26 protein-coding genes are annotated in these 25,715 nt (G+C 68.2%); 16 read left to right on the forward strand and 10 right to left on the reverse strand.

Features of this window, described 5'->3' with window-relative positions; genetic code table 11:
* Window positions 1-122: 122 nt before the first annotated feature.
* Window positions 123-1,637 (forward strand): PucR family transcriptional regulator, encoded by a 1,515-nt coding sequence (locus ACNQVK_RS17845; RefSeq protein ID WP_418034201.1) that lies wholly within the window; start codon window positions 123-125, stop codon window positions 1,635-1,637.
* A gap of 19 nt (window positions 1,638-1,656) precedes the next feature.
* On the opposite strand, the gene ACNQVK_RS17850 is transcribed toward ACNQVK_RS17845, so the two are convergent.
* Window positions 1,657-2,109, reverse strand: a complete 453-nt coding sequence (locus ACNQVK_RS17850) for a hypothetical protein (RefSeq protein WP_418030559.1) — start codon at window positions 2,107-2,109, stop codon at window positions 1,657-1,659.
* A gap of 81 nt (window positions 2,110-2,190) precedes the next feature.
* Here ACNQVK_RS17850 and ACNQVK_RS17855 point away from each other — a divergent pair, with 81 nt between their 5' ends.
* Both ACNQVK_RS17855 and pafA read left to right on the forward strand, forming a co-directional pair.
* A complete protein-coding gene (locus ACNQVK_RS17855) occupies window positions 2,191-2,880 on the forward strand; it encodes a TetR/AcrR family transcriptional regulator (protein ID WP_418030560.1) in 690 nt (229 codons plus the stop codon).
* A gap of 115 nt (window positions 2,881-2,995) precedes the next feature.
* Window positions 2,996-4,354 (forward strand): Pup--protein ligase, encoded by a 1,359-nt coding sequence (gene pafA / locus ACNQVK_RS17860; protein WP_276129326.1) that lies wholly within the window; start codon window positions 2,996-2,998, stop codon window positions 4,352-4,354.
* An 11-nt stretch (window positions 4,355-4,365) separates the two neighbouring features.
* On the opposite strand, the gene ACNQVK_RS17865 is transcribed toward pafA, so the two are convergent.
* Window positions 4,366-4,878 carry a hypothetical protein gene (locus tag ACNQVK_RS17865; RefSeq protein ID WP_418030561.1) on the reverse strand — a complete coding sequence of 171 codons (513 nt, stop codon included), beginning with the start codon at window positions 4,876-4,878 and terminating at the stop codon, window positions 4,366-4,368.
* Between the two features lie 159 nt (window positions 4,879-5,037).
* Here ACNQVK_RS17865 and ACNQVK_RS17870 point away from each other — a divergent pair, with 159 nt between their 5' ends.
* The 6 genes from ACNQVK_RS17870 to ACNQVK_RS17895 all read left to right on the forward strand — a co-directional run bounded on the left by ACNQVK_RS17870 (window position 5,038) and on the right by ACNQVK_RS17895 (window position 11,928).
* Complete coding sequence (locus ACNQVK_RS17870; protein ID WP_418030562.1) at window positions 5,038-6,027, forward strand: helix-turn-helix transcriptional regulator; 990 nt, start codon at window positions 5,038-5,040, stop codon at window positions 6,025-6,027.
* Window positions 6,024-7,031: a helix-turn-helix transcriptional regulator gene (locus tag ACNQVK_RS17875; protein WP_418030563.1), complete on the forward strand. Its 1,008-nt coding sequence runs from the start codon at window positions 6,024-6,026 to the stop codon at window positions 7,029-7,031. The genes ACNQVK_RS17870 and ACNQVK_RS17875 overlap by 4 nt, the downstream gene beginning before the upstream one ends.
* Window positions 7,032-7,061: 30 nt before the next feature.
* Entirely contained in the window at window positions 7,062-7,310 is a 249-nt protein-coding gene (gene tatA / locus ACNQVK_RS17880) for a Sec-independent protein translocase subunit TatA (protein ID WP_044523934.1), read from the forward strand.
* Between the two features lie 76 nt (window positions 7,311-7,386).
* On the forward strand, window positions 7,387-8,331 hold the full coding sequence (tatC, locus tag ACNQVK_RS17885; RefSeq protein WP_044523936.1) for a twin-arginine translocase subunit TatC: 945 nt from the start codon (window positions 7,387-7,389) through the stop codon (window positions 8,329-8,331).
* A complete protein-coding gene (locus ACNQVK_RS17890) occupies window positions 8,321-11,095 on the forward strand; it encodes a DEAD/DEAH box helicase (protein ID WP_418030564.1) in 2,775 nt (924 codons plus the stop codon). The genes tatC and ACNQVK_RS17890 overlap by 11 nt, the downstream gene beginning before the upstream one ends.
* Window positions 11,096-11,133: 38 nt before the next feature.
* A complete protein-coding gene (locus ACNQVK_RS17895) occupies window positions 11,134-11,928 on the forward strand; it encodes a DUF4333 domain-containing protein (RefSeq protein ID WP_418030565.1) in 795 nt (264 codons plus the stop codon).
* Between the two features lie 86 nt (window positions 11,929-12,014).
* On the opposite strand, the gene ACNQVK_RS17900 is transcribed toward ACNQVK_RS17895, so the two are convergent.
* Window positions 12,015-13,004 (reverse strand): 5'-3' exonuclease, encoded by a 990-nt coding sequence (locus ACNQVK_RS17900; RefSeq protein WP_418030566.1) that lies wholly within the window; start codon window positions 13,002-13,004, stop codon window positions 12,015-12,017.
* The gene (locus tag ACNQVK_RS17905) at window positions 13,001-13,861 is read right to left on the reverse strand and encodes a hypothetical protein (RefSeq protein ID WP_418030567.1); all 861 of its coding nucleotides are present in this window, start codon (window positions 13,859-13,861) and stop codon (window positions 13,001-13,003) included. The genes ACNQVK_RS17900 and ACNQVK_RS17905 overlap by 4 nt, the downstream gene beginning before the upstream one ends.
* A gap of 22 nt (window positions 13,862-13,883) precedes the next feature.
* Between ACNQVK_RS17905 and ACNQVK_RS17910 the strand changes: the two genes are divergently transcribed.
* Complete coding sequence (locus tag ACNQVK_RS17910) at window positions 13,884-14,279, forward strand: VOC family protein (protein WP_418030568.1); 396 nt, start codon at window positions 13,884-13,886, stop codon at window positions 14,277-14,279.
* Between the two features lie 10 nt (window positions 14,280-14,289).
* Window positions 14,290-15,417 carry a M24 family metallopeptidase gene (locus ACNQVK_RS17915; protein ID WP_418030569.1) on the forward strand — a complete coding sequence of 376 codons (1,128 nt, stop codon included), beginning with the start codon at window positions 14,290-14,292 and terminating at the stop codon, window positions 15,415-15,417.
* On the opposite strand, the gene ACNQVK_RS17920 is transcribed toward ACNQVK_RS17915, so the two are convergent.
* Both ACNQVK_RS17920 and ACNQVK_RS17925 read right to left on the reverse strand, forming a co-directional pair.
* Window positions 15,414-16,229, reverse strand: a complete 816-nt coding sequence (locus ACNQVK_RS17920; protein ID WP_418030570.1) for a hypothetical protein — start codon at window positions 16,227-16,229, stop codon at window positions 15,414-15,416. The two genes, ACNQVK_RS17915 and ACNQVK_RS17920, sit on opposite strands and share 4 nt — an antisense overlap.
* A 69-nt stretch (window positions 16,230-16,298) precedes the next feature.
* Complete coding sequence (locus tag ACNQVK_RS17925; RefSeq protein ID WP_090431035.1) at window positions 16,299-16,724, reverse strand: F420-dependent biliverdin reductase; 426 nt, start codon at window positions 16,722-16,724, stop codon at window positions 16,299-16,301.
* A 35-nt stretch (window positions 16,725-16,759) separates the two neighbouring features.
* Between ACNQVK_RS17925 and ACNQVK_RS17930 the strand changes: the two genes are divergently transcribed.
* Genes ACNQVK_RS17930 through ACNQVK_RS17950 form a run of 5 tightly spaced genes read left to right on the forward strand, consistent with a single transcriptional unit; the run spans window position 16,760 to window position 21,742 of the window.
* The gene (locus tag ACNQVK_RS17930) at window positions 16,760-17,518 is read left to right on the forward strand and encodes an SDR family NAD(P)-dependent oxidoreductase (protein WP_418030571.1); all 759 of its coding nucleotides are present in this window, start codon (window positions 16,760-16,762) and stop codon (window positions 17,516-17,518) included.
* Window positions 17,515-18,687 carry a precorrin-6y C5,15-methyltransferase (decarboxylating) subunit CbiE gene (gene cbiE, locus ACNQVK_RS17935; RefSeq protein WP_418034202.1) on the forward strand — a complete coding sequence of 391 codons (1,173 nt, stop codon included), beginning with the start codon at window positions 17,515-17,517 and terminating at the stop codon, window positions 18,685-18,687. The genes ACNQVK_RS17930 and cbiE overlap by 4 nt, the downstream gene beginning before the upstream one ends.
* Window positions 18,684-19,439, forward strand: a complete 756-nt coding sequence (gene cobM / locus ACNQVK_RS17940; RefSeq protein ID WP_418030572.1) for a precorrin-4 C(11)-methyltransferase — start codon at window positions 18,684-18,686, stop codon at window positions 19,437-19,439. The genes cbiE and cobM overlap by 4 nt, the downstream gene beginning before the upstream one ends.
* Window positions 19,439-20,170 (forward strand): cobalt-precorrin-6A reductase, encoded by a 732-nt coding sequence (locus ACNQVK_RS17945; RefSeq protein ID WP_418030573.1) that lies wholly within the window; start codon window positions 19,439-19,441, stop codon window positions 20,168-20,170. The genes cobM and ACNQVK_RS17945 overlap by 1 nt, the downstream gene beginning before the upstream one ends.
* 27 nt (window positions 20,171-20,197) lie before the next feature.
* Window positions 20,198-21,742, forward strand: coding sequence for an adenylate/guanylate cyclase domain-containing protein (locus ACNQVK_RS17950; RefSeq protein WP_418030574.1), 1,545 nt, complete (start codon window positions 20,198-20,200; stop codon window positions 21,740-21,742).
* 7 nt (window positions 21,743-21,749) lie between these two features.
* Here ACNQVK_RS17950 and ACNQVK_RS17955 read toward each other — a convergent pair whose 3' ends face one another.
* From ACNQVK_RS17955 to ACNQVK_RS17970, 4 genes are all read right to left on the reverse strand, one after another.
* A complete protein-coding gene (locus ACNQVK_RS17955; RefSeq protein WP_418034203.1) occupies window positions 21,750-22,805 on the reverse strand; it encodes a phosphotransferase family protein in 1,056 nt (351 codons plus the stop codon).
* 14 nt (window positions 22,806-22,819) lie between these two features.
* Complete coding sequence (locus tag ACNQVK_RS17960; RefSeq protein ID WP_418030575.1) at window positions 22,820-23,458, reverse strand: TetR/AcrR family transcriptional regulator; 639 nt, start codon at window positions 23,456-23,458, stop codon at window positions 22,820-22,822.
* A gap of 97 nt (window positions 23,459-23,555) precedes the next feature.
* Window positions 23,556-25,091, reverse strand: a complete 1,536-nt coding sequence (locus tag ACNQVK_RS17965) for a precorrin-2 C(20)-methyltransferase (protein WP_418030576.1) — start codon at window positions 25,089-25,091, stop codon at window positions 23,556-23,558.
* Complete coding sequence (locus tag ACNQVK_RS17970; protein WP_418030577.1) at window positions 25,088-25,714, reverse strand: precorrin-8X methylmutase; 627 nt, start codon at window positions 25,712-25,714, stop codon at window positions 25,088-25,090. Before ACNQVK_RS17970 ends, ACNQVK_RS17965 begins: the two co-directional genes overlap by 4 nt.
* Window position 25,715: the final 1 nt, after the last annotated feature.

The following is a 25,715-nucleotide window of genomic DNA, read 5'->3' on the forward strand; positions in this document are numbered from 1 at the left end:
GAAATCCATCAGGTCTCTGGCGGGCCAAGTGTGTCGCGGAACACATCGGAGATCATCCGACATTCTGGAGATTCTCCGTGTGGGTTTTCGACATTCTGTACATTCCTGTTGTGGCGGTTCCGGTGCGGTGGGTGATCGAGCAGTCGGACCTGCATCTGCGTCTGCTGGCGGGCTCGGCCGGTGTCGGGCGCGAGGTGAACCTGGTGCTGACCACCGAACTGGCCAATCCGGCCGAATGGCTCTCCGGTGGCGAGTTGGTGCTGACCACCGGAATCAGCCTGCCTGCCAGTGGTCGCGGACGCCGTCGCTACCTGCAGTTGCTGGCCGAAAGTGGTGTTGCTGCAGTTGGATTCGGTATCGGTCTGACGTTCGACGCGGTACCGGACGAAGTGGTGGAGGCTGCCGAGGAACTCGGGCTGGCGCTGATCGAGGTGCCGCTTCGGACCCCGTTCGCGGCAGTGGTGCAGCGGGTCGGTTCGCGTGTAGCCGAGCTGGAGTACGACGCGGTGCTGCGCGCTTCCCGGGCCCAGCCGCGCATCACCCGAGCCGTGGTGAGCGACGGCCCGCGCGGAGTCGCGGCCGAACTGGGCCGCGCGCTGAAAGCCGCCGTGGTGGTGCTGGATCCGACCGGGACGGTTATCGCGTCGCAGCCGAGCAACCTCAGCGTCACCACGGTCAACCTGGTCCGTGACTCGATCGAACCGGGGGCCGCGTCGGGCGTGCGGGTGCTCTCGGACGGCACCACGGTGGCCCAGCAGGACATCCGGGTCGGCGGCCGCTCGCACGGCGTGCTCGCCGTGGTCAGCCCGGGCGCACTGAGTCCGGTCGACCAGGTTCTGTTCGGGCACGCGACATCGTTGCTGGCCTTGGATTTCGAGAAGCCGGCCCGGCTGCAGGAGGTGCAGCGGCTGCTCAACGAACAGGCGCTGGGACTGCTGTTGACCGGTGAGCTCGACGCGGATCCGGTGTATGCGCAGCTGGGGCCGGTCACCGACGCTCAGGGCCGGATTCGCGTACTGGTCGTCGAGTTCGACGCCGAGGTGACGTCCGCCGGCCACCGGCGCCGCACGAGTGCGGCGGTGGTCAAAGAGCTGGAGGCGGCCGGGCATCCGGTGTTCGTCCACAGCGCCGATCACCGGCTGACGGTGTTGCTGCCGGGCACCGTGACGGTTGACGACGCTGCCGGGCTGCTGGGTGGGCTGGACCGATCAGTGCGCAAGTCGAGCCGCAGCGGGCTCAGCGGGGCGCAGCCGCTGTCCCGGTTGATGCAGGCTGTCGACGACGCCCGACTGGCCGCATCGGTGGCCGAAAGAGGCTGTTACCCTTTGGAATTCGCCGCACTGGCGGGCAGTGCGCTGTTGTCCTCCGGGCCCAGCCGTGAGGTGCTGGTGGCGCTAGGGGCGGCGGTGCTGACTCCGGTGGCCGACCACGACGCGCAGCATGGAACCGGGCTGATGGCGGCGCTGCGGGCGTTCTTGGAGGCCAACGGCCAGTGGGAGGCCGCCGCGTCAGCCCTCGGCGTGCACCGGCACACCATGCGCAAGCGGATCGAGATGACCGAGGCGTTGTTGGGTTGTGATCTCGGGGTGGCCCGGGTGCGGGCCGAACTGCTGCTGGCGATCTTGGCGCGCGGCTGATCGCATCGCTGCGGCGTGGTCAGGCAGTGACCGCCCTTTCATCCCTTGTGCGCTCGCGACGCCAGCCGACATAGGTCAGCCACAAGCCCATCGCGGTCAACAACAGGAAGAAGATCCGGGCGGCCAGCATCGGTCCCGGGCTGGTGACGGTCGCGTTCGCCCCGGAGTCGATGACCGACGGGATGGCCATCATCGCCAATCCGCGCAGCGCCACGAACCAGCCGAACAGCGAGATGAGCACCGCCGTCACGCTGTACCAGTACTGGTGGAACGCGATCACGATCAGGCCCATCATCAGCATCGCCGCGCCGAGGATCCAGGGCAGGACCGGGTTGTCGAACAGTCCGCCGAGCAACCCGGCGAGGTCTGGCAGGCGAATCGCGATGATCACCGTCGCGGCCGCGACGAAGGGGCCCAGGACGCGGGCAAACGCCCGGGTGCGGCGCCGGGCTTCGGGGGTGGCCTTTGGCATCGCTGCTCCAATCAATAAACCGACGGACGGTCTATTATTAGGTTAGGCTCGTTCCTGAGCGGTCGTCAATGGGAGGTGTCCGTGGCCCGTCGGGTCAAGCCGGATGAGTACGCGGCCCGGCGTCGGGAGATCCTCGATGCCGCTCTGCAGCTCATCCACGACAAGGGCTATGAGCGGATGACCATCGAGGACGTGCTGGCCAAGGTGCAGATGTCCAAAGGCGCGCTCTACCACTACTTCGGCTCGAAACAGGCGCTGCTGGAAGGGATCGTCGATGCGATGACGGAGAGCGCGACGCCGCCCCTGGAGGCGGTGGTCGCCGATGACAGCCTCGATGCCGTCGCCAAGCTCCATGCCTACTTCGCCGCGTCGGCCGCGTGGAAGGCCGACAACCCGGCCGCTGTGTCGACCCTCATGATCCTGTGGCGGGACGAGAATGCGCTGTTCCGCCAGAAGCTGGCCAAGGAGTCCATGCGTACCTTGGTGCCCATGCTCGAGGCCGTCATCCGCCAGGGCTGCGACGAAGGCGTGTTCGACGCCGGGTTCCCGCACGAGGCGGCGACGTTCATCGCGGGCCTGGACGGCGTGCTCGCCGATGCCTTCGCCGTCGGGATCGAACAGGACGGATCCCGCGGGATCGACGCCGACGGGCCCCGCGCGCAGCGGGTGATCGGCGCTTACCTACAGGCGATCGAACGCATCCTCGGATTGCCCGACGGTTCGCTGGCGTCCGTTGCCGAGGGGCCTACCGGTACGCCACGCGGGACGTAGCCGGGTCGAAATCGATCTGGCTCGAGGCCGTCACGGGCACGACATCCAGATTTTGCCGCCCCGTCAGCGCGCGCTTGTCCACCGTTGCGGTGAACCACCCCGTAAGCTCGTTAGCGTGCAGCGACGAATCATGGGCATCGAGACGGAATTCGGTGTGACCTGCACCTTCCATGGCCATCGCCGGCTCAGCCCCGACGAGGTTGCCCGCTATCTGTTCCGGCGGGTGGTGTCGTGGGGCCGCAGTTCCAACGTGTTCCTCCGTAACGGAGCCCGGTTGTACCTGGATGTGGGCAGCCACCCCGAGTACGCAACCGCCGAATGTGACAACCTGACCCAGCTGGTCACCCACGACCGTGCCGGTGAGCGCGTCCTGGAGGACCTGCTGATCGATGCCGAGCAGCGGCTCGCCGACGAGGGCATCGGCGGCGACATCTACCTGTTCAAGAACAACACCGACTCGGCGGGCAACTCCTACGGCTGCCACGAGAACTATCTGATCGTGCGGGCCGGTGAGTTCTCCCGGATCTCCGACGTGCTGCTGCCGTTCCTGGTCACCCGCCAGCTCATCTGCGGTGCGGGCAAGGTGTTGCAGACGCCGAAGGCCGCCACCTACTGCCTGAGCCAGCGCGCCGAGCACATCTGGGAGGGTGTCTCCAGCGCGACGACCCGGTCGCGTCCGATCATCAACACCCGCGACGAGCCGCATGCCGACGCCGAGAAGTACCGCCGCCTGCACGTCATCGTCGGTGACTCCAACATGTGCGAGGCCACCACGATGCTCAAGGTGGGCAGCGCCTCGTTGGTGCTGGAGATGATCGAGGCCGGTGTGCCGTTCCGCGATTTCTCCCTGGACAACCCGATCCGTGCCATCCGCGAGGTCAGCCATGACCTGACCGGGCGGCGTCCGGTCAGATTGGCGGGCGGGCGGCAGGCCAGCGCCCTGGACATCCAGCGCGAGTACTACGGCCGGGCCGTCGAATACCTGCAGACCCGCGAACCGAGCACCCAGATCGAGCAGGTGGTCGATCTGTGGGGCCGCCAGCTCGACGCGGTCGAGAGCCAGGATTTCGCGAAGGTCGACACCGAGATCGACTGGGTGATCAAGCGCAAGCTGTTCCAGCGCTACCAGGACCGCTACAACATGGAGCTGTCCGATCCGAAGATCAGTCAGCTCGATCTCGCCTACCACGACATCAAGCGCGGTCGCGGCGTGTTCGACCTGTTGCAGCGCAAGGGTCTGGCCTCCAGGATCACCACCGACGAGGAGATCGACGCCGCGGTCAACACCCCGCCGCAGACCACGCGGGCCAAGCTGCGCGGCGAGTTCATCAGCGCCGCACAGGAAGCCGGGCGGGACTTCACCGTCGACTGGGTGCACCTCAAGCTCAACGACCAGGCTCAGCGCACCGTGCTCTGCAAGGATCCGTTCCGGTCGGTCGATGAGCGGGTGAAGCGGCTGATCGCCAGCATGTAAGCGGTCCCGGGTCAGAACAGACGGGTCGCGGTCCGAGTGAAGACGAAGCCGTGCTCACCCGCGCGGCACGCGAACATCCCTGTCGCCGGGTCGGGTCCGACCGCGCACACCATGCCCGCCGGAAGATTGATCTTGTGCGCCGGCGGCAGCGGCCGGAACTCGCCGGGTGGCGGTTTCCAGTCGGGTGCCGGTGGATCAGCGGGCTTGATCGTCGCCGGGGTGTTCGGCCCGAACGACGTGTCCCAGTACCCGCCCCGGTCCGGCCGCGGCCCCGAACACCAGAGCCGGTGCAAGTAGTCACGCACGTTGATGGAGCACCGCTGACCGTCGGGCGTGGTGAACGTGTCGCCGCTGAAGTACTGCCGGGTGTTCTCGGTTCCGTAGACGTTCCCGACGACGGGATAGTTCGACAGGTCGGGGAATGCGTCCGGAGCGGCGACGGGTACCCCGCCGGAGATGCGGGTGCATGCGACCGCACCGAGAAGCGCAGCCGTCGCCGACATGCCGCAAACGAATCTGCGCATGCCGTCCTCCCGGGCATCGAGGGTGCAGGCGATCTCGCCGCGGCTCCAGCATCGCATTCGTGACGCATCGGCCGGTGCACCTTTTTCGGGTGCCGACGCCCGCCCCGCCCGGCCGCCGCTGACAGGATCCGCCGTGCGCAGGCCCTAAGCTTTCATCTCGTGGCGGTATCCAAAGTCGAGCGGTTGATGAACCTCGTCATCGCCCTGCTGTCCACCCGGTCGTTCCTGCCTGCCGACAAGATCCGCGCCAGCGTCGCCGGATACGCCGACAGTCCCAGTGACGAAGCGTTCTCCCGGATGTTCGAGCGCGACAAGAACGAATTGCGCGACTTGGGCATCCCGTTGGAGACGGGCCGGGTGTCGAAGTTCGATCCGACCGAGGGCTACCGGATCAATCGGGATTCCTACGCGCTGCCGCCGGTGCAGTTGAGTGCCGACGAGGCCGCGGCGGTGGCGGTGGCCACCCAGCTGTGGGAGTCCCCGGAATTGGTCACCGCGACGCAGGGCGCACTGCTGAAGCTGCGCGCCGCGGGAGTCGACGTCGACGCCGACGGGGCCGGGGTGGCGATCGCGTCGACCGCGACTCTGCCCGGGCTGCGCGGCTCCGAAGAGGTGTTGCGAATCCTGCTCTCCGCGATCGATTCCGGGCATGCCGTGCGATTCCGGCACCGGGCCTCACGCAATGCCGAGTACACCAGCCGGAATGTCGAGCCCTGGGGCGTCGTCACCCATCGCGGCCGGTGGTATCTGGTCGGACATGATCGCGACCGCGACGACACCCGTACCTTCCGGCTGTCGCGCATCGACGCCGACGTGAGCCCCGTCGGGCCGGCCGGTGCGGTGGCCAAGCCCGACGGGGTGAATCTGCGGGAGATCGTCGCCCGCGCGGTGGCCGAACTGCCCACCGGTGAACAGGCCAGAGTGTGGATCGCCGGGGGACGCGCCACCGCTCTGCGCAGGCAGGCCATCGAGACCGTGCCGCGCAAGCTGGGTGGGCGCGCGGGAGAGGAGATCACCGTCGACATCGGAATGTCCGACCGGCTGGCCCGCGAGATCGCGAGCCACGGCGCCGACGCCGTCGCACTGGAACCCCGGTCGCTGCGCGAGGACGTGGTGAGCCGGTTGCGGGCGCAGGCGGGTACGGCATGAGCAGTCAGGTGTCGACCCGGCTGGTCCGGCTGCTGAACATGGTTCCGTACTTCCAGGCAAATCCGAAGGTCACGCGCGACGAGGCCGCGGCTGCGCTGGGGGTGACCCGCAAACAGTTGGACTCCGATCTCGAACAGCTCTGGATGTGCGGGCTGCCCGGCTACAGTCCCGGTGACCTCATCGACTTCGACTTCGAAGGGGACACAGTCGAAGTCACGTTCAGTGCGGGCGTCGACCGCCCGTTGCGCCTGACGTCCACGGAAGCCACCGGCATCCTGGTGGCGTTGCGGTCGCTGGTCGACGTGCCCGGGATGGTGGACCCCGAGGCCGCGCGCAGCGCCATCGCGAAGATCGAATCGGCGGCAGGCACCCAGCGTGCGTCCCTCGAGGAATCCGGTCTCGAGGAGACGGTGCCTCAGGAAACCGGTGCGGCCGCGGCGGTCCGGGCCGCCGTGCGTGACGCACGCGCGCTGACCCTGGAGTACTACTCGGCGTCGCGCGACTCCCTCACCTCGCGCACCGTCGACCCGATCAGGGTGGTGCTGATCGGTGACAACACCTACCTGGAGGCATGGTGCCGTACCGCCGAGGCGGTACGGATGTTCCGGTTCGACCGGATCGTCGCGGCGGAACTGCTCACCGACCCCTCCGCGCCGCCGTCACCGGCGGTCCAGGCCGGTACAGACACCTCGCTGTTCGATCCCGACACCGCTGACCCGTCGCTGCCGTCGGCCACCCTGGTGATCGACCGCTCCGCGTCGTGGATGTTCGACTACTACCCGCTGCGGGTGGTCAGCGAGTTGCCCGACGGAGCGTGCGAAGCGGTGATGACGTACGCCTCCCAGGAGTGGATGGCGCGCTTCCTGCTCGGATTCGGTTCGGCGGTGCGGGTGTTGGCCCCGGAGGTATTGGCACAGCGGGTGCGGGAGTCGGCCGGAGAGGCGCTGCGCGTCTACGACACCGCGGCGCCGCACGCCTACGACGCCGGCGACGCACGCGGGTAGACTCATCACGGACGTCTGGAGGTAACCAAATTGGGTGGTCTACAACCCTGGCACTGGATCATTGTCATCGCGGTGTTCGTGCTGCTTTTCGGCGCCAAGAAGCTGCCGGATGCGGCGCGGTCGCTCGGTAAGTCGATGCGGATCTTCAAGTCCGAGATCAAGGAGATGCAGTCGGATTCTGCGGCCTCCTCCGCGGAGACCCCACCGGCCAAGCCGATCGCCTCCGAGCGGGTCGATTCTCCTGCTCCCGAGCAGTCCCCGGACCGCCACACGGCCTGACCGGTCCGGCGCCCGATCGCGGTCATCGCCCCGCGATGACGCGTCGCGTCCACCACCAGGCTGCTAGAACACGCCCGTGACCTCCGGATTCATCAAGAAGCTCGATCCCCGCCGCCGCCGTTCGCGGGTCAACCCCGACGGCACGATGTCGTTGGTCGACCACCTGCACGAGCTGCGCAACCGTCTGCTGATTGCCGTGGCCGCCGTTCTGCTGACGACGATCTTCGGCTTCCTCTGGTACACCCACGGCTTCTTCGGTTTCCACAGCTTGGGGGAATGGCTCCGCGGCCCCTACTGCGCGCTGCCGGATTCGGCGCGCGCGTCAATCGCCCCGGACGGCGAGTGCCGCCTGTTGGCCACCGGCCCGTTCGACCAGTTCATGCTGCGCCTCAAGGTGGCGCTGGCGGCCGGGCTGGTACTGGCCTGCCCGGTGTGGCTCTACCAGCTGTGGGCGTTCATCACGCCGGGTCTGTACAAGAAGGAACGCCGGTTCGCGATGGCGTTCGTCGGCGTCGGCGCCCTGCTGTTCATCACGGGCGCGATCCTGGCCTACGTGGTGCTGGCCACCGCCCTGGGCTTCCTGCTCACCGTGGGCAGCGATGTGCAGGTCACCGCGCTGTCGGGCGAGCAATACTTCGGATTCCTGATCAACCTGCTGCTGGTGTTCGGCATCAGCTTCGAGTTCCCGCTGCTGATCATCATGCTCAACCTGGTCGGCATGCTCAGCTACGAGCGGCTCAAGGCCTGGCGACGCGGACTGATCTTCGGGTTGTTCGTGTTCGCGGCGTTCGCCACCCCCGGGTCGGACCCGTTCACGATGCTGGCGCTGGCCTGCGCGCTCAGCCTGCTGCTGGAGTTCGCCATCCAGACGGCGCGGATCAACGACAAGCGCAAGGCCCGGCGCGAGGCACTGGAGGTGCCCGAGGACGAGGCCGCGCCGATCCCGACGGTGGAGCCGGTCGAGCGGCCGGCCCCGGTGGCGGGCGCATCGCGGATCGACATCGACGACGATGCCACCTGAGTCGGGTGGCCAGAACGGTGGCGAACTGACCAAGTTCACCGCCGAGTATCCGTTCGCCCTCGACGATTTCCAGCTGCGTTCCTGCCGCGCACTCGAAAACGGTCACGGCGTGCTGGTGTGTGCCCCCACCGGTGCGGGCAAGACCGTCGTCGGCGAGTTCGCCGTGCACCTGGCGCTGGCCGCCGGTGGCAAGTGCTTCTACACCACCCCGATCAAGGCACTGAGCAACCAGAAACACAACGATCTGGTGGCCCGCTACGGCGCGGACAAGATCGGGTTGCTCACCGGCGACCAGTCCATCAACGGTGACGCCGACATCGTGGTGATGACCACCGAAGTGCTGCGCAACATGCTGTACGCGAATTCGCCTGCACTGCACGGACTTTCCTACGTGGTGATGGACGAGGTGCACTTCCTGGCCGACCGGATGCGCGGCGCGGTGTGGGAAGAGGTCATCCTGCACCTGCCCGAGGACGTGCTGCTGGTCAGCCTGTCCGCCACGGTCAGCAACGCAGAGGAATTCGGTGGCTGGATCCAGACCGTCCGCGGCGACACCACCGTCGTCGTCGACGAACACCGGCCGGTCCCGCTGTCCCAGCACATGCTCGTCGGCAGGCGGCTGTTCGATTTGTTCGAGGGCACCAACAGCACGCTCGTGGACCCGGACCTGTTGCGCCACATCAGCCATCGGCGTGAGGCCGACCGGCTGGCGGACTGGCAGCCGCGTGGGCGTGGGCGGGGCGGAGGCAGGCCCCAGCTGTACCGGCCGCCCAGCCGGCCCGACGTCATCGCCACCCTGGATGCCGCGGGGTTGTTGCCCGCCATCACCTTCGTGTTCTCGCGGGCGGGATGCGACGCGGCGGTCCAGCAGTGCCTGCGAGCGCCGCTGCGGCTCACCACCGACGAGGAGCGTGCCCGGATCTCGGCGATCGTCGACCGGCGCTGCGCCGACCTGGCCGAATCCGACCTGATCGTGCTGGACTACCACCAATGGCGCGAAGGCCTGCTGCGCGGACTGGCCGCCCACCACGCCGGCATGCTGCCCGTGTTCCGGCACACCGTCGAGGAGCTGTTCACCGCGGGCCTGGTCAAGGCGGTGTTCGCCACCGAGACACTGGCCCTTGGCATCAACATGCCCGCTCGCACCGTGGTGCTGGAGCGGCTGGTGAAGTTCAACGGTGAGCAGCACGTTCCGTTGACGCCGGGGGAGTACACCCAGCTGACCGGACGGGCCGGGCGCCGCGGCATCGACGTCGAAGGCCACGCCGTGGTGCTGTGGCGGCCCGACGACAGCAATGCCGAGCCCGCCGAGGTCGCCGGGCTGGCCTCGACGCGGACGTTCCCGCTGCGCAGCTCGTTCGCGCCGAGCTACAACATGACCATCAACCTGGTGCAGCAGATGGGGCCCGAACAGGCCCACAAACTGCTCGAGCGCTCGTTCGCCCAGTACCAGGCGGACCGGTCGGTGGTCGGGTTGGTGCGCGGGATCGCGCGCGGCGAGCGGATGATGGGCGAGCTGGCGGCCGAACTCGGCGGCGCCGACGAGCGCTCGCGCGAGGAGCCGGGGACCGAGCCGCTGATCCTCGATTACGTCCGGTTGCGGACCAAGATCGGTGAACGCGAGCGCGCGCAGTCGCGGGCGTCGCGGCTGCAGCGACGCAGGGCAGCCACCGATGCGCTGGCCGCGCTGCGTCGCGGCGACATCATCACCATCACCCACGGTCGCCGCGGAGGTCTGGCGGTGGTACTCGAGCCCGCCGAACGAGACAGTGACGACCCGAGACCGTTGGTGTTGACCGAACACAAATGGGCCGGCCGGATTTCGTCGGCCGACTATTCGGGTGCGTCGGATCCACTGGGTGCGATGACTCTGCCCAAGCGCGTCGAACACCGGCAGCCACGGGTGCGTCGGGACCTGGCGTCGGCGTTGCGCTCGGCGGCGGCCGACCTGTCGGTGCCGTCGAAGCGCGCGAGCAGGGGCGCCGGGGCTCCCGAACGCGACGTCGATCCCGAACTGGCCGGGCTGCGCGAGGAACTGCGTCATCACCCGGCGCACCAACTCCCGGACCGCGAAGTCAAGGCCCGGATTGCCGAACGCTATCTGCGCATCGAGCGTGACAATGCCCAGATCCAGCAGAAGGTGAACGCGGCGACGAACTCGCTGGCCCGCACCTTCGACCGGATCGTTGCGCTGCTCAGCGAACGCGGCTTCATCGAGGCCAACTCGGGTGAACCCAGGGTCACCGACGCCGGTCGCCTGCTGGCCCGGATCTACAGCGAGAGCGATCTGCTGGTGGCCGAATGTCTGCGTGCCGGGCTGTGGGACGGATTGCAGCCGGCGGAACTGGCCGGCGTGCTCTCGGCAGTGCTGTTCGAATCGCGCGGGGATGCCGCGGGCGGGGTACTGGGAGTCGACATTCCCACCGAGGGCCTGCGCCGCGCGCTGGCCAAGACCCGGCGGGTGTCGGCGGACCTGCGCGGCGACGAGCAGCGGCACCGGCTCGCGCCGAGCCGGGAACCCGACGAAGGCTTCGTCACCGCCGTCTACCGATGGGCGACCACCGGCGATCTGGCCGCCGCGCTCGCGGCCTCCGATGTGAACGGGTCGGGGTTGTCGGCAGGCGATTTCGTGCGGTGGTGCCGCCAGGTGCTCGACTTGCTCGACCAGGTGCGCAATGCCGCACCCGCAACTGCCCTGCGCAATAGCGCGAAACGCGCTGTCAACGACGTTCGGCGCGGTGTTGTTGCTGTTGATGCGGGGTAAGGTGTGGCAGGCGTTACCGAACAGGATCAAGGAGAACCATGAGCGGACCGCAGGGATCTGACCAGGGACAGCAGTGGCCCGGTCAGCAGCCTGAGCCTGCGGGGGAGCAGGCGCAGGGTGCCGAGGCATGGCAGCCGCCGACCCCCGCTTCCGAGGACCCCAGCACTCAAGCTCCGGCCTGGCAGCCACCGGCATACACGCCGCAGCAGTACCCGTCGTATCAGCCGCCTGCCCAGGGCGTTCCGCAGCCGGATTATTCGCAGCCGCAACAGCCGCAGTACCCCGGGCCCGAGCAGTACGGCCAGCAGGCCTACCCGCCTCCCGGCCAGCCGCCGCAGTACGGGCAGGTGCCGGGCTACGGGCAGCAGCCCCAGTACGGGCAGCCGGGCCAGCCGCCGCAGTACGGCCAGCCGGGGCAATACGGTCAGCCCGGCCAGTACGGCGCTCCCGGCCAGTACGGGCAGTACGGCGTTCCGGGTGCCGACGCGGGCTCCAAGCGTTCACTGGCGACCATCGGTGTCATCGTCGGTGGGTTGGTGGCCCTGCTGCTGGTAATCCTCGCGGTGACCGCGTTCTGGCTGCCCGGATGGGCGGTGACGACCAAGCTCGACATCAACAAGGCACAGAGCGGCGTCGAGCAGATCCTCACCGACAAGACCAATGGCTACGGCGCCACCAAGGTCACCGGGGTCAAGTGCAACGACGGTGAGAACCCGACGGTCAAGAAGGATTCGACCTTCGACTGCGAGGTCACCATCGACGGCACCAAGCGCAAGGTGACAGTGACCTTCAAGGACGACAAGGGCACCTACGAGGTCGGTCGGCCCAAGTAGGCCCTACCAGCTGCCGCTTGTACGAAAGGGCCGTCTGCGCTACCGCGCAGGCGGCCCTTTCGTAAAACGTGCGGATCGAGGTGTGCTCAGCCGGGCAGTCGGTCGAGCGCCGACTGCAACCGGCTGATCGACGAGGTCACCCCGTACGCCGCGGCCAGTTCGGCGACCCGACCCGGGTCGCCGGCGGCCAGCGGCAGATCGTCGGTCGCGGCGGACAGTGTCACCGGGGCATCCGTGGCCACCCGGACCACCGGTTCGGCCGCGGCCATGTAGTCGGCGGCGGCCAGCAGCTTGGCCCGATGGGCTTTGGTCAGTGAGGATTTCGGGTCCTCGGCGGCCGCCTGGATACCCCGCAGCGAGCCGTGCCGGGCCAGCAGTGTCGCGGCCGTCTTCTCGCCGATCCCGGCGACACCGGGAAGCCCGTCGGACGGGTCACCGCGCAGCAGGGCCAGCTCCGCGTACGCCGGACCCGCGCGGTCGATGGGCACCCCGTACTGCTCGGCGACTTCCTCCGGGCCGAATTTCGTGGCCTTGGCCAGTCCCCGTCCGATGTAGAGCACGCGGATGGTCGGAGACGGTTCGTCACGCACGAGCTGAAGCAGGTCGCGATCGCCGCTGACCACCACGACCGGATCGTGCTGTTCGCGCGTCGCCAGTGTGCCGAGCACGTCGTCGGCTTCGAACCCGGGTGCCCCGGCCGTCGCGATGCCGAACGCGTCCAGCAGCTCCATGATCATGTCGACCTGCGGTGTGAGGTCGTCGGGAACTTCTTCGACGTACGGGGGGGCCGCCGGAGCCGCTCCGGCGGCGACATTCGGCACAGGTTGGGGTTGTTCCACCCGGTGCGCCTTGTACGACGGCACCAGGTCGACCCGCCACTGCGGCCGCCAGTCATCGTCGCGGCATACCACCAGCCGGCGTGGCCGCTCCCGGGTGACCAGGGTGGCGACCGAGTCCAGGAACCCGCGCACCGCGTTCACCGGCCGGCCGTCAGGTGCCTTGATCGACGACGGCACGCCGAAGTACGACCGGAACCACATGCTGGCGCCGTCGAGCAGCAGAACGGGATCGCTCATCGGGTTTCCTCCATCCGTCCGAACACATAGGAGGCAGCCGTGACGGCTTTGCCGCCGGCGCCCTCGTCGTACAGGGTGGCCCGCACCGCGATGGTGCCGCCCGCCCCGGGCAGCACCCGGGTGTCGACCCGGAACGGGCCGGTCTTGCCGCGTGCCAGGAACATCACGTGCGACGAAAGGCCTTGCAGCGTATCGGTTTCTGCGGCACCAGCAGCGGCGTCCGCCGCGGCCGTCTCCAGGATCACGAACTGCGGGCCAATGTGCAGCGCGGCGTCGGGTGAGGCCACCTCGACCGCGAGCTCGGGCAGAGACCAATGCCCGCTGGACCGCTTGTGGCCGCCGAACACCTGCCACAGCGGCGGCAGGTCCGGGCCGTCGATGACGTCGATCGGGTCCACCGGCATCTTCTCCAGGCCCTCTGGTGGTACCCCGATCGAGATGCCCTGCCCCTCGGTGAGCGCGATGATCCGGTCCGGGTTGTCGGCGTCGACGATCACCGACCGGCTGTACGCCAGTTGCCTGCCCTGCTTGAGTACCTCGGTGTCCACCCGGATCCGGGCCACATCCACAGCCGGGTCCAGGACCTGGCAGGAGTGGATCACGGGGTTGGGTACGGCTTCCAGATCGCTCACGCCGCCGCTGTCCGGTGAGGAGATGCCCAGCACCGCAAGCAGTAGTCCGCCCGCCGGGTTTCGCATGTCGCGTCGCAGCGTCACCGTGTCGTCGGCCGGACCCAGGTCCATCGAGGAGTACGAACGGCCGAGGTAGCGGTAACTCAGCAGGCCGCCCCAGCGCCGGCGCAGCTCAGCGGCGTACGCCTCGGGATCGTCGGTGAGATCGCGGATATCACGCAACATTCCAGCGACAGTAGCGTGAGGTATGACCTTTGCCGTCAACCGTATTGACCATGTCGTGGTGAACTGCCGGGACAGCGACGCCACCGTCGCGTTTTATGTGCGGGTGCTGGGCATGCGCAGGGAGGTGTTCGGTGACGGCCGTATCGCGCTGGTGTTCGGCGATCAGAAGCTCAACGTGCGGCCGACCGGTTCGGCCAACTGGGTGACCGGCGCCGTCGACGCCCCGGGTTCACTGGATCTGTGCTTCATCGCAGACGTCGAACCGGAGGCCGTCGGTGAGCATCTGAGAGCGTGTGGCGTCGAGATCGCCGAGGGCCCCGTTCCCAAGACCGGCGCATTGGGCCCGATGACCTCACACTATTGCCGCGACCCCGACGGCAACCTGATCGAGATCGCCAGTTATCTACCGCACCACTAGCCTCGAAGCCATGACGGTCAGCCGATTCAGCACCGATGTGTACGCCCACCGCCTTTCCTCGGCAGCATCAGCCGCAGCGGATGCGGGGCTGGCCGGTCTCGTCATAACCCCCGGCTATGACCTGCGGTACCTGGTCGGCTCCCGTGCGCAGACCTTCGAGCGGCTCACCGCGCTGGTGCTGCCCGCCACCGGGGACCCGACCATTGTGGTGCCGCGCCTGGAGCTGGCCGCGCTGCGCGAGTCGGCGGTCACTGAACTCGGTGTGGCGGTGCGTGATTGGGTGGACGGACAGAACCCGTACCAGATGGTCGCCGATGCACTCGGCGGGCCGGGCAGTGCGGTGGCTGTCACGGATTCCATGACCGCCCTGCACCTGCTGCCGCTCGCCGACCTGCTCGGTGTGGTTCCGGTACTGGCCACCGATGTGCTGCGGCGCCTGCGGATGATCAAGGACCCCGCCGAGATCGACGCGCTGCGCAAGGCCGGCGCGGCGATCGACCGGGTGCACGCCCGGGTTCCGGAGTTCCTGGTGCCCGGCCGTACCGAAGCCGACGTGGCCGCTGACATCGCCGAAGCGATTGTCGCCGAAGGGCATTCAGAGGTGGCGTTCATCATCGTCGGATCGGGGCCCAACGGTGCCGACCCGCACCATGAATGCTCGGAGCGTGAGCTGAGCGCCGGCGACATCGTCGTCGTCGACATCGGTGGGCCGTATCAGCCCGGCTACAACTCCGACTCGACCCGCACCTACAGCATCGGCGAGCCGGATCCCGAGGTGGCGCGTCGTTACGCGGTGCTGCAGCGGGCCCAGCAGGCGGCCGTCGCGGCCGTGCGCCCCGGCGTGACGGCCGAACAGATCGACGCGGCCGCCCGCGACGTGCTGGCCGCCGAAGGGTTGGCCGAGGCATTCGTCCACCGCACCGGGCACGGCATCGGGCTGTCGGTGCACGAGGAGCCCTACATCGTGGAGGGCAACGATCTGCCGCTGGAGGCCGGGATGGCGTTCAGCGTGGAGCCCGGCGTGTACTTCCCGGGGCAGTGGGGCGCGCGGATCGAGGACATCGTCGTGGTCACCGCGGACGGTGCGTTGTCGGTCAACAACCAGCCGCACGATCTCGTCGTGGTGCCGGTGAATTAGGCCTCGCCGTCGATCCAAAAATCCTGGTACAGAAAGTTGATTTCGTGCCAAAAGGCTTGCGCCCTTTCGGAGAATATGTGACCGACGTGGCTGAGACGCGACGCCCTGTCTAATGCCGTTATCACCCATTGGGCCGATCGCATCAGAAGCATCCACAGATCGCGCTCTGGTGGACGCGAGTACAAACCGTCACACACGAGAACATTCGCGTGGGTGTACTTCGAGAGATGGTCGTAGGCTGAGTGCCCGTTGAGCGGGTCCATCTGCCCAATTACATTGGCATTGTTGAATTTCTTTGGGCTGGACGACATTCGTTTGCGCAAGTTCGAGCCGATCTCATCCAGGTGGCACAGCACCTCTTTGAGGACTTCTGGTCCAGTTGGGCGTCCCGCGCCGGACTTGACCAGTGAATCCCGCAGGGTGTCGCAGCACTTGAGGTAGCGCATTTCGAAATCTTCTGCTGAATCGCAGAGGTACCAAACCAGCGCCGAATACTCGGCGAGGGAGCGAGCGAGGACACCGATGCTGAGTTGACTGGAATTCTCTGACCGGCTCGCGTCGCAGAGGGAGACCACCAGGCTTGCTGTTGCGGTGAGTATGTGATTGGGCACGCGTAACACATACGGGTAGATGTCAGGGTCATTGAGAATGTAGTCATCTGTTTCTGCGGGAAAGCCCCACAGATTGTGTAGCGAATAATAGCCGGCAGCCTCCGAGACGTACTCGCAGACCAGGGCGGCGGCATTTAAAGGCGAACCGTAAAAACCGCGTCCATCCCTGATGATTTCTGCATGCGAGACATCTTGCGTCATCGTCGACCTCCCCCTCGCAGAGATGGCGATGTGAACCCGTCCAGCGGGTTGCTCAGTGTGGTGGGCGGCTCACCCTTCGCTGCGGTCCAGCAGCTCCGAGGAGCCCAGCACGCGCTCTATCCGTACCTCGATCACCACGCGGCGGGGGTTCACCCGCGGCGTGCGGTAGCGCTGGGCGTACCGCAGCTCGGCGTCGCGGACCGCGTCGGCCTCGCTGCTCACCGTGGACTTGCCCTCCAGCGACAGCCACCGCGCACCGTCGACCTGGCTGAGCACCGCGATGCCGCGTTCGTGCGCGTTCACCGCCTTCTGCGAGCCGCCGTTGGTGATGACCCGCGCGATGTGCGTCTTGGGATCGAAGGTGAAACCGACCGCCACCACATGCGGGGAATTGTCCGAGCGCAGCGTGGTGAGCATCGCCAGGTGGCGTTCGGTGAGAAACGCCAGTGCTTCGCTGGTGAGCTTGGTGGTTGCCTTGCCACGAGATGTAGCCATCGGGGTCCACGCTAGCGCAGGACATAATCGCTGCCATGGATGACACGGCTGGCACGGATCCTCGTGTCGTGGTGATTTTCGGGGGCCGCAGCGAGATCGGTGTCGAACTCGCGGTCCGGCTCGCGGCCGGTGCAGTCGTGGTGCTGGCCGCCCGCCGCACCGAACAGCTCGTCGAGCAGGTCGCGGCGGTGCAGGCCGCCGGTGCCGCCGCGGTCCATACCGCCGAGTTCGATGCCGACGACGTCGCGGGCCACGCCGGCATCATCGACGCGATCGAAGCCACACACGGGCCGATCGACACCGCGGTGCTGGCCTTCGGCGTGTTGGGCGATCAGGACCGGGCCGAGGTCGACGCGGCCCACGCCGTGGCTGTCGTGCACACCGACTATGTCGCGCAGGTCAGCCTGCTCACCGTGCTGGCACAGCGCATGCGCGTCAGGGACCGGGGCCGGCTGGTGGTGTTCTCCTCGATCGCCGGAGCCCGGGCTCGCCGCGCCAACTACGTCTACGGTTCGGCCAAATCCGGCCTGGACGCGTTCGCCTCCGGGCTGACCGACGCCCTGCACGGGACCGGCGTGCAACTGCTGATCGTGCGGCCCGGCTTCGTGATCGGCCGGATGACCGAGGGTATGGAGCCGGCCCCGTTCTCCAGCACGCCCGCCCAAGTGGCCGACGCCGCGGCCAAGGCACTGGCCCGCGGTAAGCGCGCGGTGTGGGTGCCGTGGGTGATCCGGCCGATGATCTTCGTGACGCGGTTCGTGCCGCGGCCGATCTGGCGCAAGATGCCGCGATGACGATCACCGTGGTCGGCATCGGGGCCGACGGAATGGCGGGGTTGTCACAGACTTCCCGTGAGGAGTTGGCGAAAGCCACCGTGGTCTACGGCTCGCCACGGCAACTGGAGCTGCTCGACGACAGCGTGACGCCGGACCGTCGAGAATGGCCGTCTCCGATGCTGCCGGCCCTGCCGACACTGTTCGGCGACGCCGATGTGCACGTGGTGGCCAGCGGGGATCCGCTGCTGCACGGCATCGGCGCGACGCTGATCCGGTTGTTCGGCGCCCAGCGGGTGCGGGTGCTGCCGCACGTGTCGAGTGTGACGCTGGCCTGTGCGCGGTTGGGCTGGACGGTGCCCGACACCGAGGTGATCAGCCTCGTCACCGCCGCGCCGCACACCGCGGTACGTCGCGGCGGCCGGGCGATCGTGCTGTCCCGCGACGCGCAGACCCCCGCGACTCTGGCGCGGCTGCTGAACGAATCCGGTCGGGGCGACTCGGAATTGACCGTGCTGGAGCAGCTGGGCGGGCCGGGGGAGCGCCGCCACGACGGCACGGCCCTGGACTGGGCGACGGCCCCGGTCGACGTGGACGACCTCAACGTGGTTGCGGTGGCCTACCTTCCGGACGAGCGCCGGGCCCAGGCGCTGCCCGACGAGGCGTTCGCCCACGACGGACAACTCACCAAGCAGTCCATCCGGGCGGTCACGCTGGCGGCACTCGGGCCGCGGCCCGGGGAACTGTTGTGGGATGTCGGCTCGGGGTCTGGCAGCATCGCGATCGAATGGTCGCGCAGCGCCCCGGGTTGCTCGGCGGTCGCATTCGAACGCGACGAGCAGCGCCGCGATCGGATCTTGAGCAATGTCACGGCTTTCGGGGTTCGGGTGGACGTCTGCGGCGGCGCTCCCGAGTCCCTCGACGGTGCGCCCGAGCCCTCGGTGATCTTTGTCGGCGGCGGCGTCACCCAGCCAGGACTGCTGCAGGCATGCTTCGACCGCTTGCCCTCGGGTGGCCGACTGGTGGTCAACGCGGTCACGCTGGAATCTGAAGCGGTTGTGGCGCAATGGTATTCGAAGGAAGGCGGCGAGGTGCGGCGTTATCAGCACTACCAGGGCGGCGCGATCGGCGGTTTCACCGGCTGGCGGCCGGCGCTGCCGGTGACCCAGTGGGCGGTGGTCAAGGGATGACGGTGTACTTCATCGGCGCCGGCCCGGGCGCCGCCGATCTCATCACCGTGCGCGGCGCCAAACTGCTCGGCAGCTGCCCCGTGTGCCTGTACGCCGGGTCGATCATGCCCGACGACCTGTTGGCGTTGTGTCCGCCCGACGCCAGGGTCATCGACACCGGGCCGCTGAATCTGGACCAGATCATCGACGAGTTGGTCGCTGCGGATCGGGCGGGTGTCGATGTGGCACGGCTGCATTCCGGTGATCCGTCGATCTACAGCGCGCTGGCCGAGCAGTGTCGCCGACTCGACGAACTGGGCATCGGATACGAGATCGTGCCCGGTGTACCGGCATTCGCCGCAGTCGCTGCCGCGCTGGGCCGGGAGCTCACCGTCCCCGGAGTGGCTCAGACCGTCACCCTGTCCCGGGTGGCCACCCTGTCCACGGCGATGCCCGACGGTGAGGATCTGCGCACGCTGTCCGCCCCGGGGGCGACGTTGGTGCTGCACCTGGCCGCAGCCCAGATCGACAACATCGTCCCGCAACTGCTCGACGGTGGATACGGTCCCGAAACTCCCTGTGCCGTTGTGGCATTCGCCAGCTGGCCGCAGGAGATCGTGCTGCGCGGAACGCTCGCCGACATCGCCGAGAAGATGCATGCCGCATCGGTGACCAAAACCGCGGTCATCGTCGTCGGCGATGTTCTTGCCGCCGAAGGTTTCTCCGACAGTTACCTGTACTCCTCCGGCCGCCGTCGCGGAGCCACCCACTGATGAAGGTCCTGCTGCTCGGTGGCACCGGCGAGGCTCGGGCCCTGGCCGCCGCGCTGCATCCGGAGGTCGAGGTGATCAGCTCGCTGGCCGGGCGGGTTCCCGATCCAGCGCTGCCGGTCGGTCCGGTACGTATCGGCGGGTTCGGTGGCGTGGACGGGATGCGGCAGTGGCTGGTCGCCGAGGGCGTCGACGCGGTGGTGGACGCGACCCATCCCTTCGCTGCCACCATCACCGCGCACGCGGCACAGGTGTGCACCGAACTCGGGGTGCCGCATCTCGTGTTGGCCAGGCCGGCCTGGGCGTCAGGGTCGGCGATCGTGGTGGGATCGGACACCGAAGCCGCTGAAACGGTGGCGAAGAACGGCTATTCGCGGGTCTTCCTCACCACCGGGCGGTCTGGCACCCGGGCCTTCAAGGACGTCGACGCCTGGTTCCTGATCCGGGCGGTCACCCCGCCGGATCCCGACACCCTGCCTGTCGATCATCAACTGCTGCTGTCCCGCGGCCCTTACGACTACGACGGAGAGCTGGCCTTGCTACGCGACCACCACATCGATGCGTTGGTGACCAAGAACAGCGGCGGCGCGATGACCGAACCCAAGCTGCGGGCCGCCGAGTCGGCGGGCGTGGCTGTGGTGATGGTGGACCGTCCGCCACTCCCGCCGGGAGTACAGACGGTTACCACAGTCGAGGAGGCTGCAGGCTGGGTTGAGGCCAAAACCGCAGGCTGAGCCACCCCACAGCAGTAGGCTCCGAACGTGGCGGAGACGTCATACGCACCGTGCGGCGGTCTGAGCCTCGCCTATCAGGTATTCGGAGACGGGCCCGTCGAGCTCGTCTATGCCGGGTCGTTCGTCAGCCACCTCGAGCTGTTCTGGACCATGCCGGAATTCGAGGCCTTCATGGAGAGGCTCTCGACGTTCTGCCGCGTCCTGCTGTTCGACAAGGCCGGTGTCGGGTTGTCGGACCCGGTGCCACAGGTCCGCACTCTCGAAGAGCGGGCGGCCGAGATCGAGGCCGTGATGGATGCCGCCGGCTTTGGGCGGGCCGTGCTGTTCGGCTTGAGCGAGGGCGGTCCGGCCGCGATGTTGTTCGCGGCCACCCGGCCGGAACGCACGCGGGCCTTGATCCTCACCGGCACCTTCGCGTACTTCGGCATCACCGAGTGGGCTGACTTCGAACGCGACCCGGCCGAACTGCACGCGCGGATGCTGCCGGAGATGGGCGGTGACTACACGCCGTCCATCGGGCAGATCGTCGCCTTTCAGGAGTTCGGCCGCGCCAGCGGCTCGGCGTGGGGGACCGGCGCGGCACTCAAACGGCTGCTCCCCGATGCCGGGACAGTCCGCCAACTCGGGATGTTCGAGCGCATGAGTGCGAGCCCGGGAATGGCCCGGGCCACCCTGGAAGCGCTGTTCCGGATCGATGTGCGGCCGATCTTGTCGACGATCACGGCGCCGACCCTGGTCGCCCATGCCGCCGGCGATCTGGTTCCGGTCCAGGGTGGCCGGTATCTCGCGAACCACATCCCCGGAGCGCGGATGTTCGAGATCGCCGGTACCGACCACGCACCGTGGATCACCAACCCCGACGAGATCATGGGCGAGATCGAGGAGTTCCTCACCGGCAGTCATGCCGCTCCGGCGCAGTCCCACCGGGCCCTGCGCACCGTGCTGTTCACCGACATGGTCGCCTCCACCCAGCACGCCGCGGCGACCGGGGACGAGCGGTGGCGGGCGGTGCTCCATCGCATGGGGGAGATCACCGCAGACCTGACCGGTCGTTTCGGCGGTGTCGTGGTGAAGAGCACCGGCGACGGACACCTGGCCACATTCGACGGTCCGACGCAGGCGATTCGCTGCGCGGAAGCCCTACGCGATCAGACCGAGACCATGGGCATCGAGATCCGAGCCGGTATCCACACCGGCGAATGCGAGCTGCTGGACGGTGATATCGGCGGAATCGCGGTCCATATCGCGGCGCGCATCCTCGGCCGGGCCGGCGCGGGAGAGATCCTGGTGTCCAGCACCGTCCGCGATCTCGTCGTCGGCTCCGGAACCGGCTTCGAGGACCGCGGCGATGTCGAGCTGCGTGGCGTGCCCGGTACCTGGAGGCTTCTGGCGGTGGATCGTCATGGCGCCCGGGCCGGAACACCCGAAGCCGAACTGGCGTCGGTGCCGACGCCCGGGCCCAGGCCCACGATGCGCCGGTCGGATCAGGCCATGGCGGTGATGGCGAGACGGATGCCCAGCCTCATGCGCGGGATGGCCCGGGTCACCCCGGGTGCCCGCTTCAGCAGATGACCACCGGTCAGGCGTCGATCAGATCCAGCGTGCCCAGCTCGCGGATCGCCTGGCAACCGCGCTGCGCCATCACGACCATCATGTCGTCGCCGCGTTCGGTGGAGCTGGCGAATGCCGTGCCGAGCACGGTGATCAGCGGCGCCTGCAGCATGCCCAAACGGTAATCCTGCCAACAGGTTTCGCGATCATAACCGGTGACCCCGTGCGACAGCAGCCGGTCGTGGTAGGCCGTGACCAGATCGGCTTCGGCGGCGGCCCGGACAGTCGGGTCCAGGCTGGTCGCGGTGAAATACGACAGGTCGCGCGCCGGGAGGCCCGACCCGAGCGTCTGCCAGTCCACCACGGTGATCCGGGTGCGGTCGGGGTCGAACAGCATGTTGTCCAGACGGTAGTCGCCGTGCAGGACGGCGAACCGGTCCGGTTCGGCCAGCAGCCACGGGGTGACGACCGACATCGCCGCGCGCATGGTGTCCTGGTCCTCGGCGCTCAGTCGTGCGCCGATCTTGTCCAGGGTGATGTCGGCGGCCATCTTGGCGACGTCCCCGAATCCCTTGGCGGAGTCGGGTTCCGGCTTGGGCATGGCGATACCGGGGAAGTTCGCCCATTGCGGGTCGGCCCAGGTCGGCCCGTGCAGATCGGCGAGTGCCAAGACTGCCAGGGTGGCCTCGGCCGGCGTGCACCCGGCGATCTGATCACCTTGCTCGGCCGGTGCCATATCGGCCAGGAGCAACACGAAATCGGCTCCCTCGCCGGCGATTTCGCAGTGGTGACACTGTGGGACCGGGATCCGGACGTGGCGGGCCACATTGGTGTAGAAGGCGTGCTCTGAGCGGTATCCGATGGTGACGCGGTCACGCACGGTGTCGTCCTGCGACGGCAGCTTGACCGCGAAGGTGCCCGGCAGGGCGGCGTCGTCGCGGTAGGTGACGGTGACCCGGTAGGTGGCACCGGTCTGGCCCGTGCCGATCGGCGCGGTCTGCACCGAATCCACCTCGATACCCAGGACCTGCGACAGCCATCCGGCGGTAACCTCGGCGGGCTTGCCCGGAATGGACCTGGGGATCGACCCTGCCGCGGTCACTGCACTGTTCCGTAGATCGAGCCCATCCACATCGCCTCTGCGCCTTCCAGTAGTTGTTGTCGCGACAGCGGCCCACCCAGGATGAACCGTTCCAGCAGTCGATCGTTGAACTCCATCAGCAGGCTCGCGAGTACCACCGGGTCGGCGCCGCCGGGGGCGCGGCCCGCGACGCGCTCGGCGTCGATCACCGCTGAGACAGTGGGGACGAAGGACTCCCGCGCACCGTCCCACAGATCGCGGACGGCGCCGCTGGACCCACGCGCCTCCAACATGGCCTGCACCAGATAGCGGTGATCCTCGGCGGTCCGAAGGACGGCCTCGATGGTGTCGTGGACTCGATCGCGGGGTGACCGGGTGGTGTCGGCCAGGATGTTGTTGGCGGCGAACAACGCGTCGTACATCGGCTCGATCAGAGCTGCGACCGCCGCCGCCTTGTTCTCGAAATAGAAGTAGAACGCCGACCGGCCCACGCCGGCCTGCCGCGCCACCTCGGCGATGTTCAGCGCGTCGAACCCGGTCTTCTGCAGGTGCTCGTTGAGCGCCGCCAAGATCGCGGTGCGCCGCTGGTCACTGCGCTGCGGTTGACGCCGGTCTATCGGGGACCGTGCGGGTGCCCCCTGTGGTGCCGTCGGCATGCTGGCCGGCCCTCCCATTTTCAACGGGTGTGACGCCGGACATTATCGGGCATTCTGACAGCAGTCAATAAAACTCGACGCGAGTCAGTCGATGGGTTCAGCCGGGGTAGTGGCGCGGGGTGAACACCCGGTCCGCGGTGGAGTCTCCGGCGGCCGAACCGGTGTACCACTGCGTCTGCGACGAGCCGATGATCAGCATGGTGCGCATGTCCACCTGGGCCGGATCCAAATCGGCCAATCGCACCACGGTCACCCGCTCACCGGGGCCGGCCTCCGCACCCGAGACGGCACGCGCGACGACCACCGGGGTGCTCGGATCGCGGTACTCCAGCAGCAGTTCACGCATGGCGCCCACCTGCCAGGTCCTGGTCTTGGAGGCCGGGTTGTAGATCGCCATCGCCAGGTCGGCCTTGGCCGCGGCGGTGAGACGCTGCGCGATCACGTCCCACGGCTTCAGCCGGTCGGACAGGGAGATCACCGCGTAGTCGTGGCCCAGCGGGGCACCCACGCGGCTGGCGACCGCCTGCGCCGCCGTCATCGCCGGAATGACCCGGACCTCGACGCCGGGCCACTGTTTGGCCTCTTCGAGCACCGCCGTGGCCATGGCGAACACCCCCGGATCACCGGAGGACACGACCGCGACCGTCCGGCCTTCCTGGGCCAGCTTGCAGGCCAGCTGCGCGCGGGCCGGCTCGTCGGTGTTGTCGCTGGGGTGGTGGTGCTGCCCGGCGCGGGCCCCGACGCGGTCGAGGTACGGGCCGTAGCCGATCAGGTCCGTGGCTGCGGAGAGCTCACGACGGCTCTGCGGGGTCATCCAGTCCGAGTCACCCGGCCCGAGGCCGACGACCACCACGCTGCCCTGCGGTGCGGTGGACCGGGACCGACCGGGAACCATGGCCAGCGAGAAGTACGGCACCTTGACATCCGCGCCGCCTTCGCTGCCCACCTCGCGGGCCGGGGACACCTGCTGCCGGTCGGTGCTGGCCCGCTCGACGTAGTACGCCTCATCGAGCCGTCCGGTCGCCTCCAGGGCTTCACGCACCCGGTTGTAGGACCGGCCCAGCTTGAGCACGACGGCGGCGTCTGTGTCGGCCAGGCGTCGCTCCAGCTCTGCGGTGGGCAGCGTGCCGGGCAGGATCGTCAGCACGTCGTCGCCCTGCACCAGCGGGGTGCCCGTGGCCGCCGAGGCCGCGCTCACCGAGGTGACGCCGGGAACGATGACGGCGTCGAACCGTTCGGTGAGCCGGGTGTGCATGTGCATGTAGGAGCTGTAGAACAGCGGATCGCCCTCGGCGAGCAAGGCCACATCGCGGCCGGCCTCCAGGTGGGCGGCGATGCGCTCGGCAGCGGCGGCATAGAAGTCCTCCATCGCGCCGACGTACCCGCCGGGATGCGTGGTGGTCTCCGTGGTCACGGGATAGACCAGGTGTTCCTCGAGCTGACCGTCGCGCAGGTACGGCTCGGCGATGCCCCGGGCGATGCTGTGACCGTGCTTGGCACTGTGGTAGGCCACCACGTCCGCCGCACCGATCAGCCGGGCCGCCTTGACCGTCACGAGTTCGGGATCGCCCGGGCCCAGCCCGACGCCGTAGAGGGTGCCCCGGGTTTCAGGTTCTGACGCCGTTGTGCTCACTCGTGCTCACTCGCAATCGAATTGACGGCGGCCGCGGCCATGGCGCTGCCACCGCGCCGGCCGGTCACCACCAGATAGGACATGCCACGCGGGCGCTCGATCAGTTCCTGCTTGGACTGCGCCGACCCGACGAAACCGACAGGTCCGCCCAGCACCGCCGCCGGGACGGGCGCGCCCTCGTCGAGCAGTTCCAGCAGCCGGAACAGTGCGGTCGGCGCGTTGCCGATCGCCACCACCGCGCCGCCGAGGCGGTCGGCCCACAGGTCGACCGCGGCCGCCGAGCGGGTGAATCCCAACTTCGCCGCCAGCTCCGGGGCGCGCGGATCGGCCACCAGCGAGACGATCTCGTTGTCGGCGGGCAGCCGCGAGCGGGTGATCCCGGCCGCGACCATCGATGAGTCGCACAACACCGGGGCGCCGGCGGCGAGCGCGGCATGCGCCCTGGTCACGACGTCGTCGGTGTAGGACACATGATCGGCGACATCCACCTGGCCACAGGTGTGGATCAGCCGGACGACCACCCGCGACACATCGTCGGGGAAGCGCGACAGGTTCGCCTCGGCGCGGATCGTCGCGAATGACTGCCGGTAGATCTCGGCGGCGTCACGGATGTAGTCGAGCACG

The organism is Mycobacterium sp. 134 (assembly GCF_048282715.1).
Lineage (GTDB): Bacteria > Actinomycetota > Actinomycetes > Mycobacteriales > Mycobacteriaceae > Mycobacterium > Mycobacterium septicum.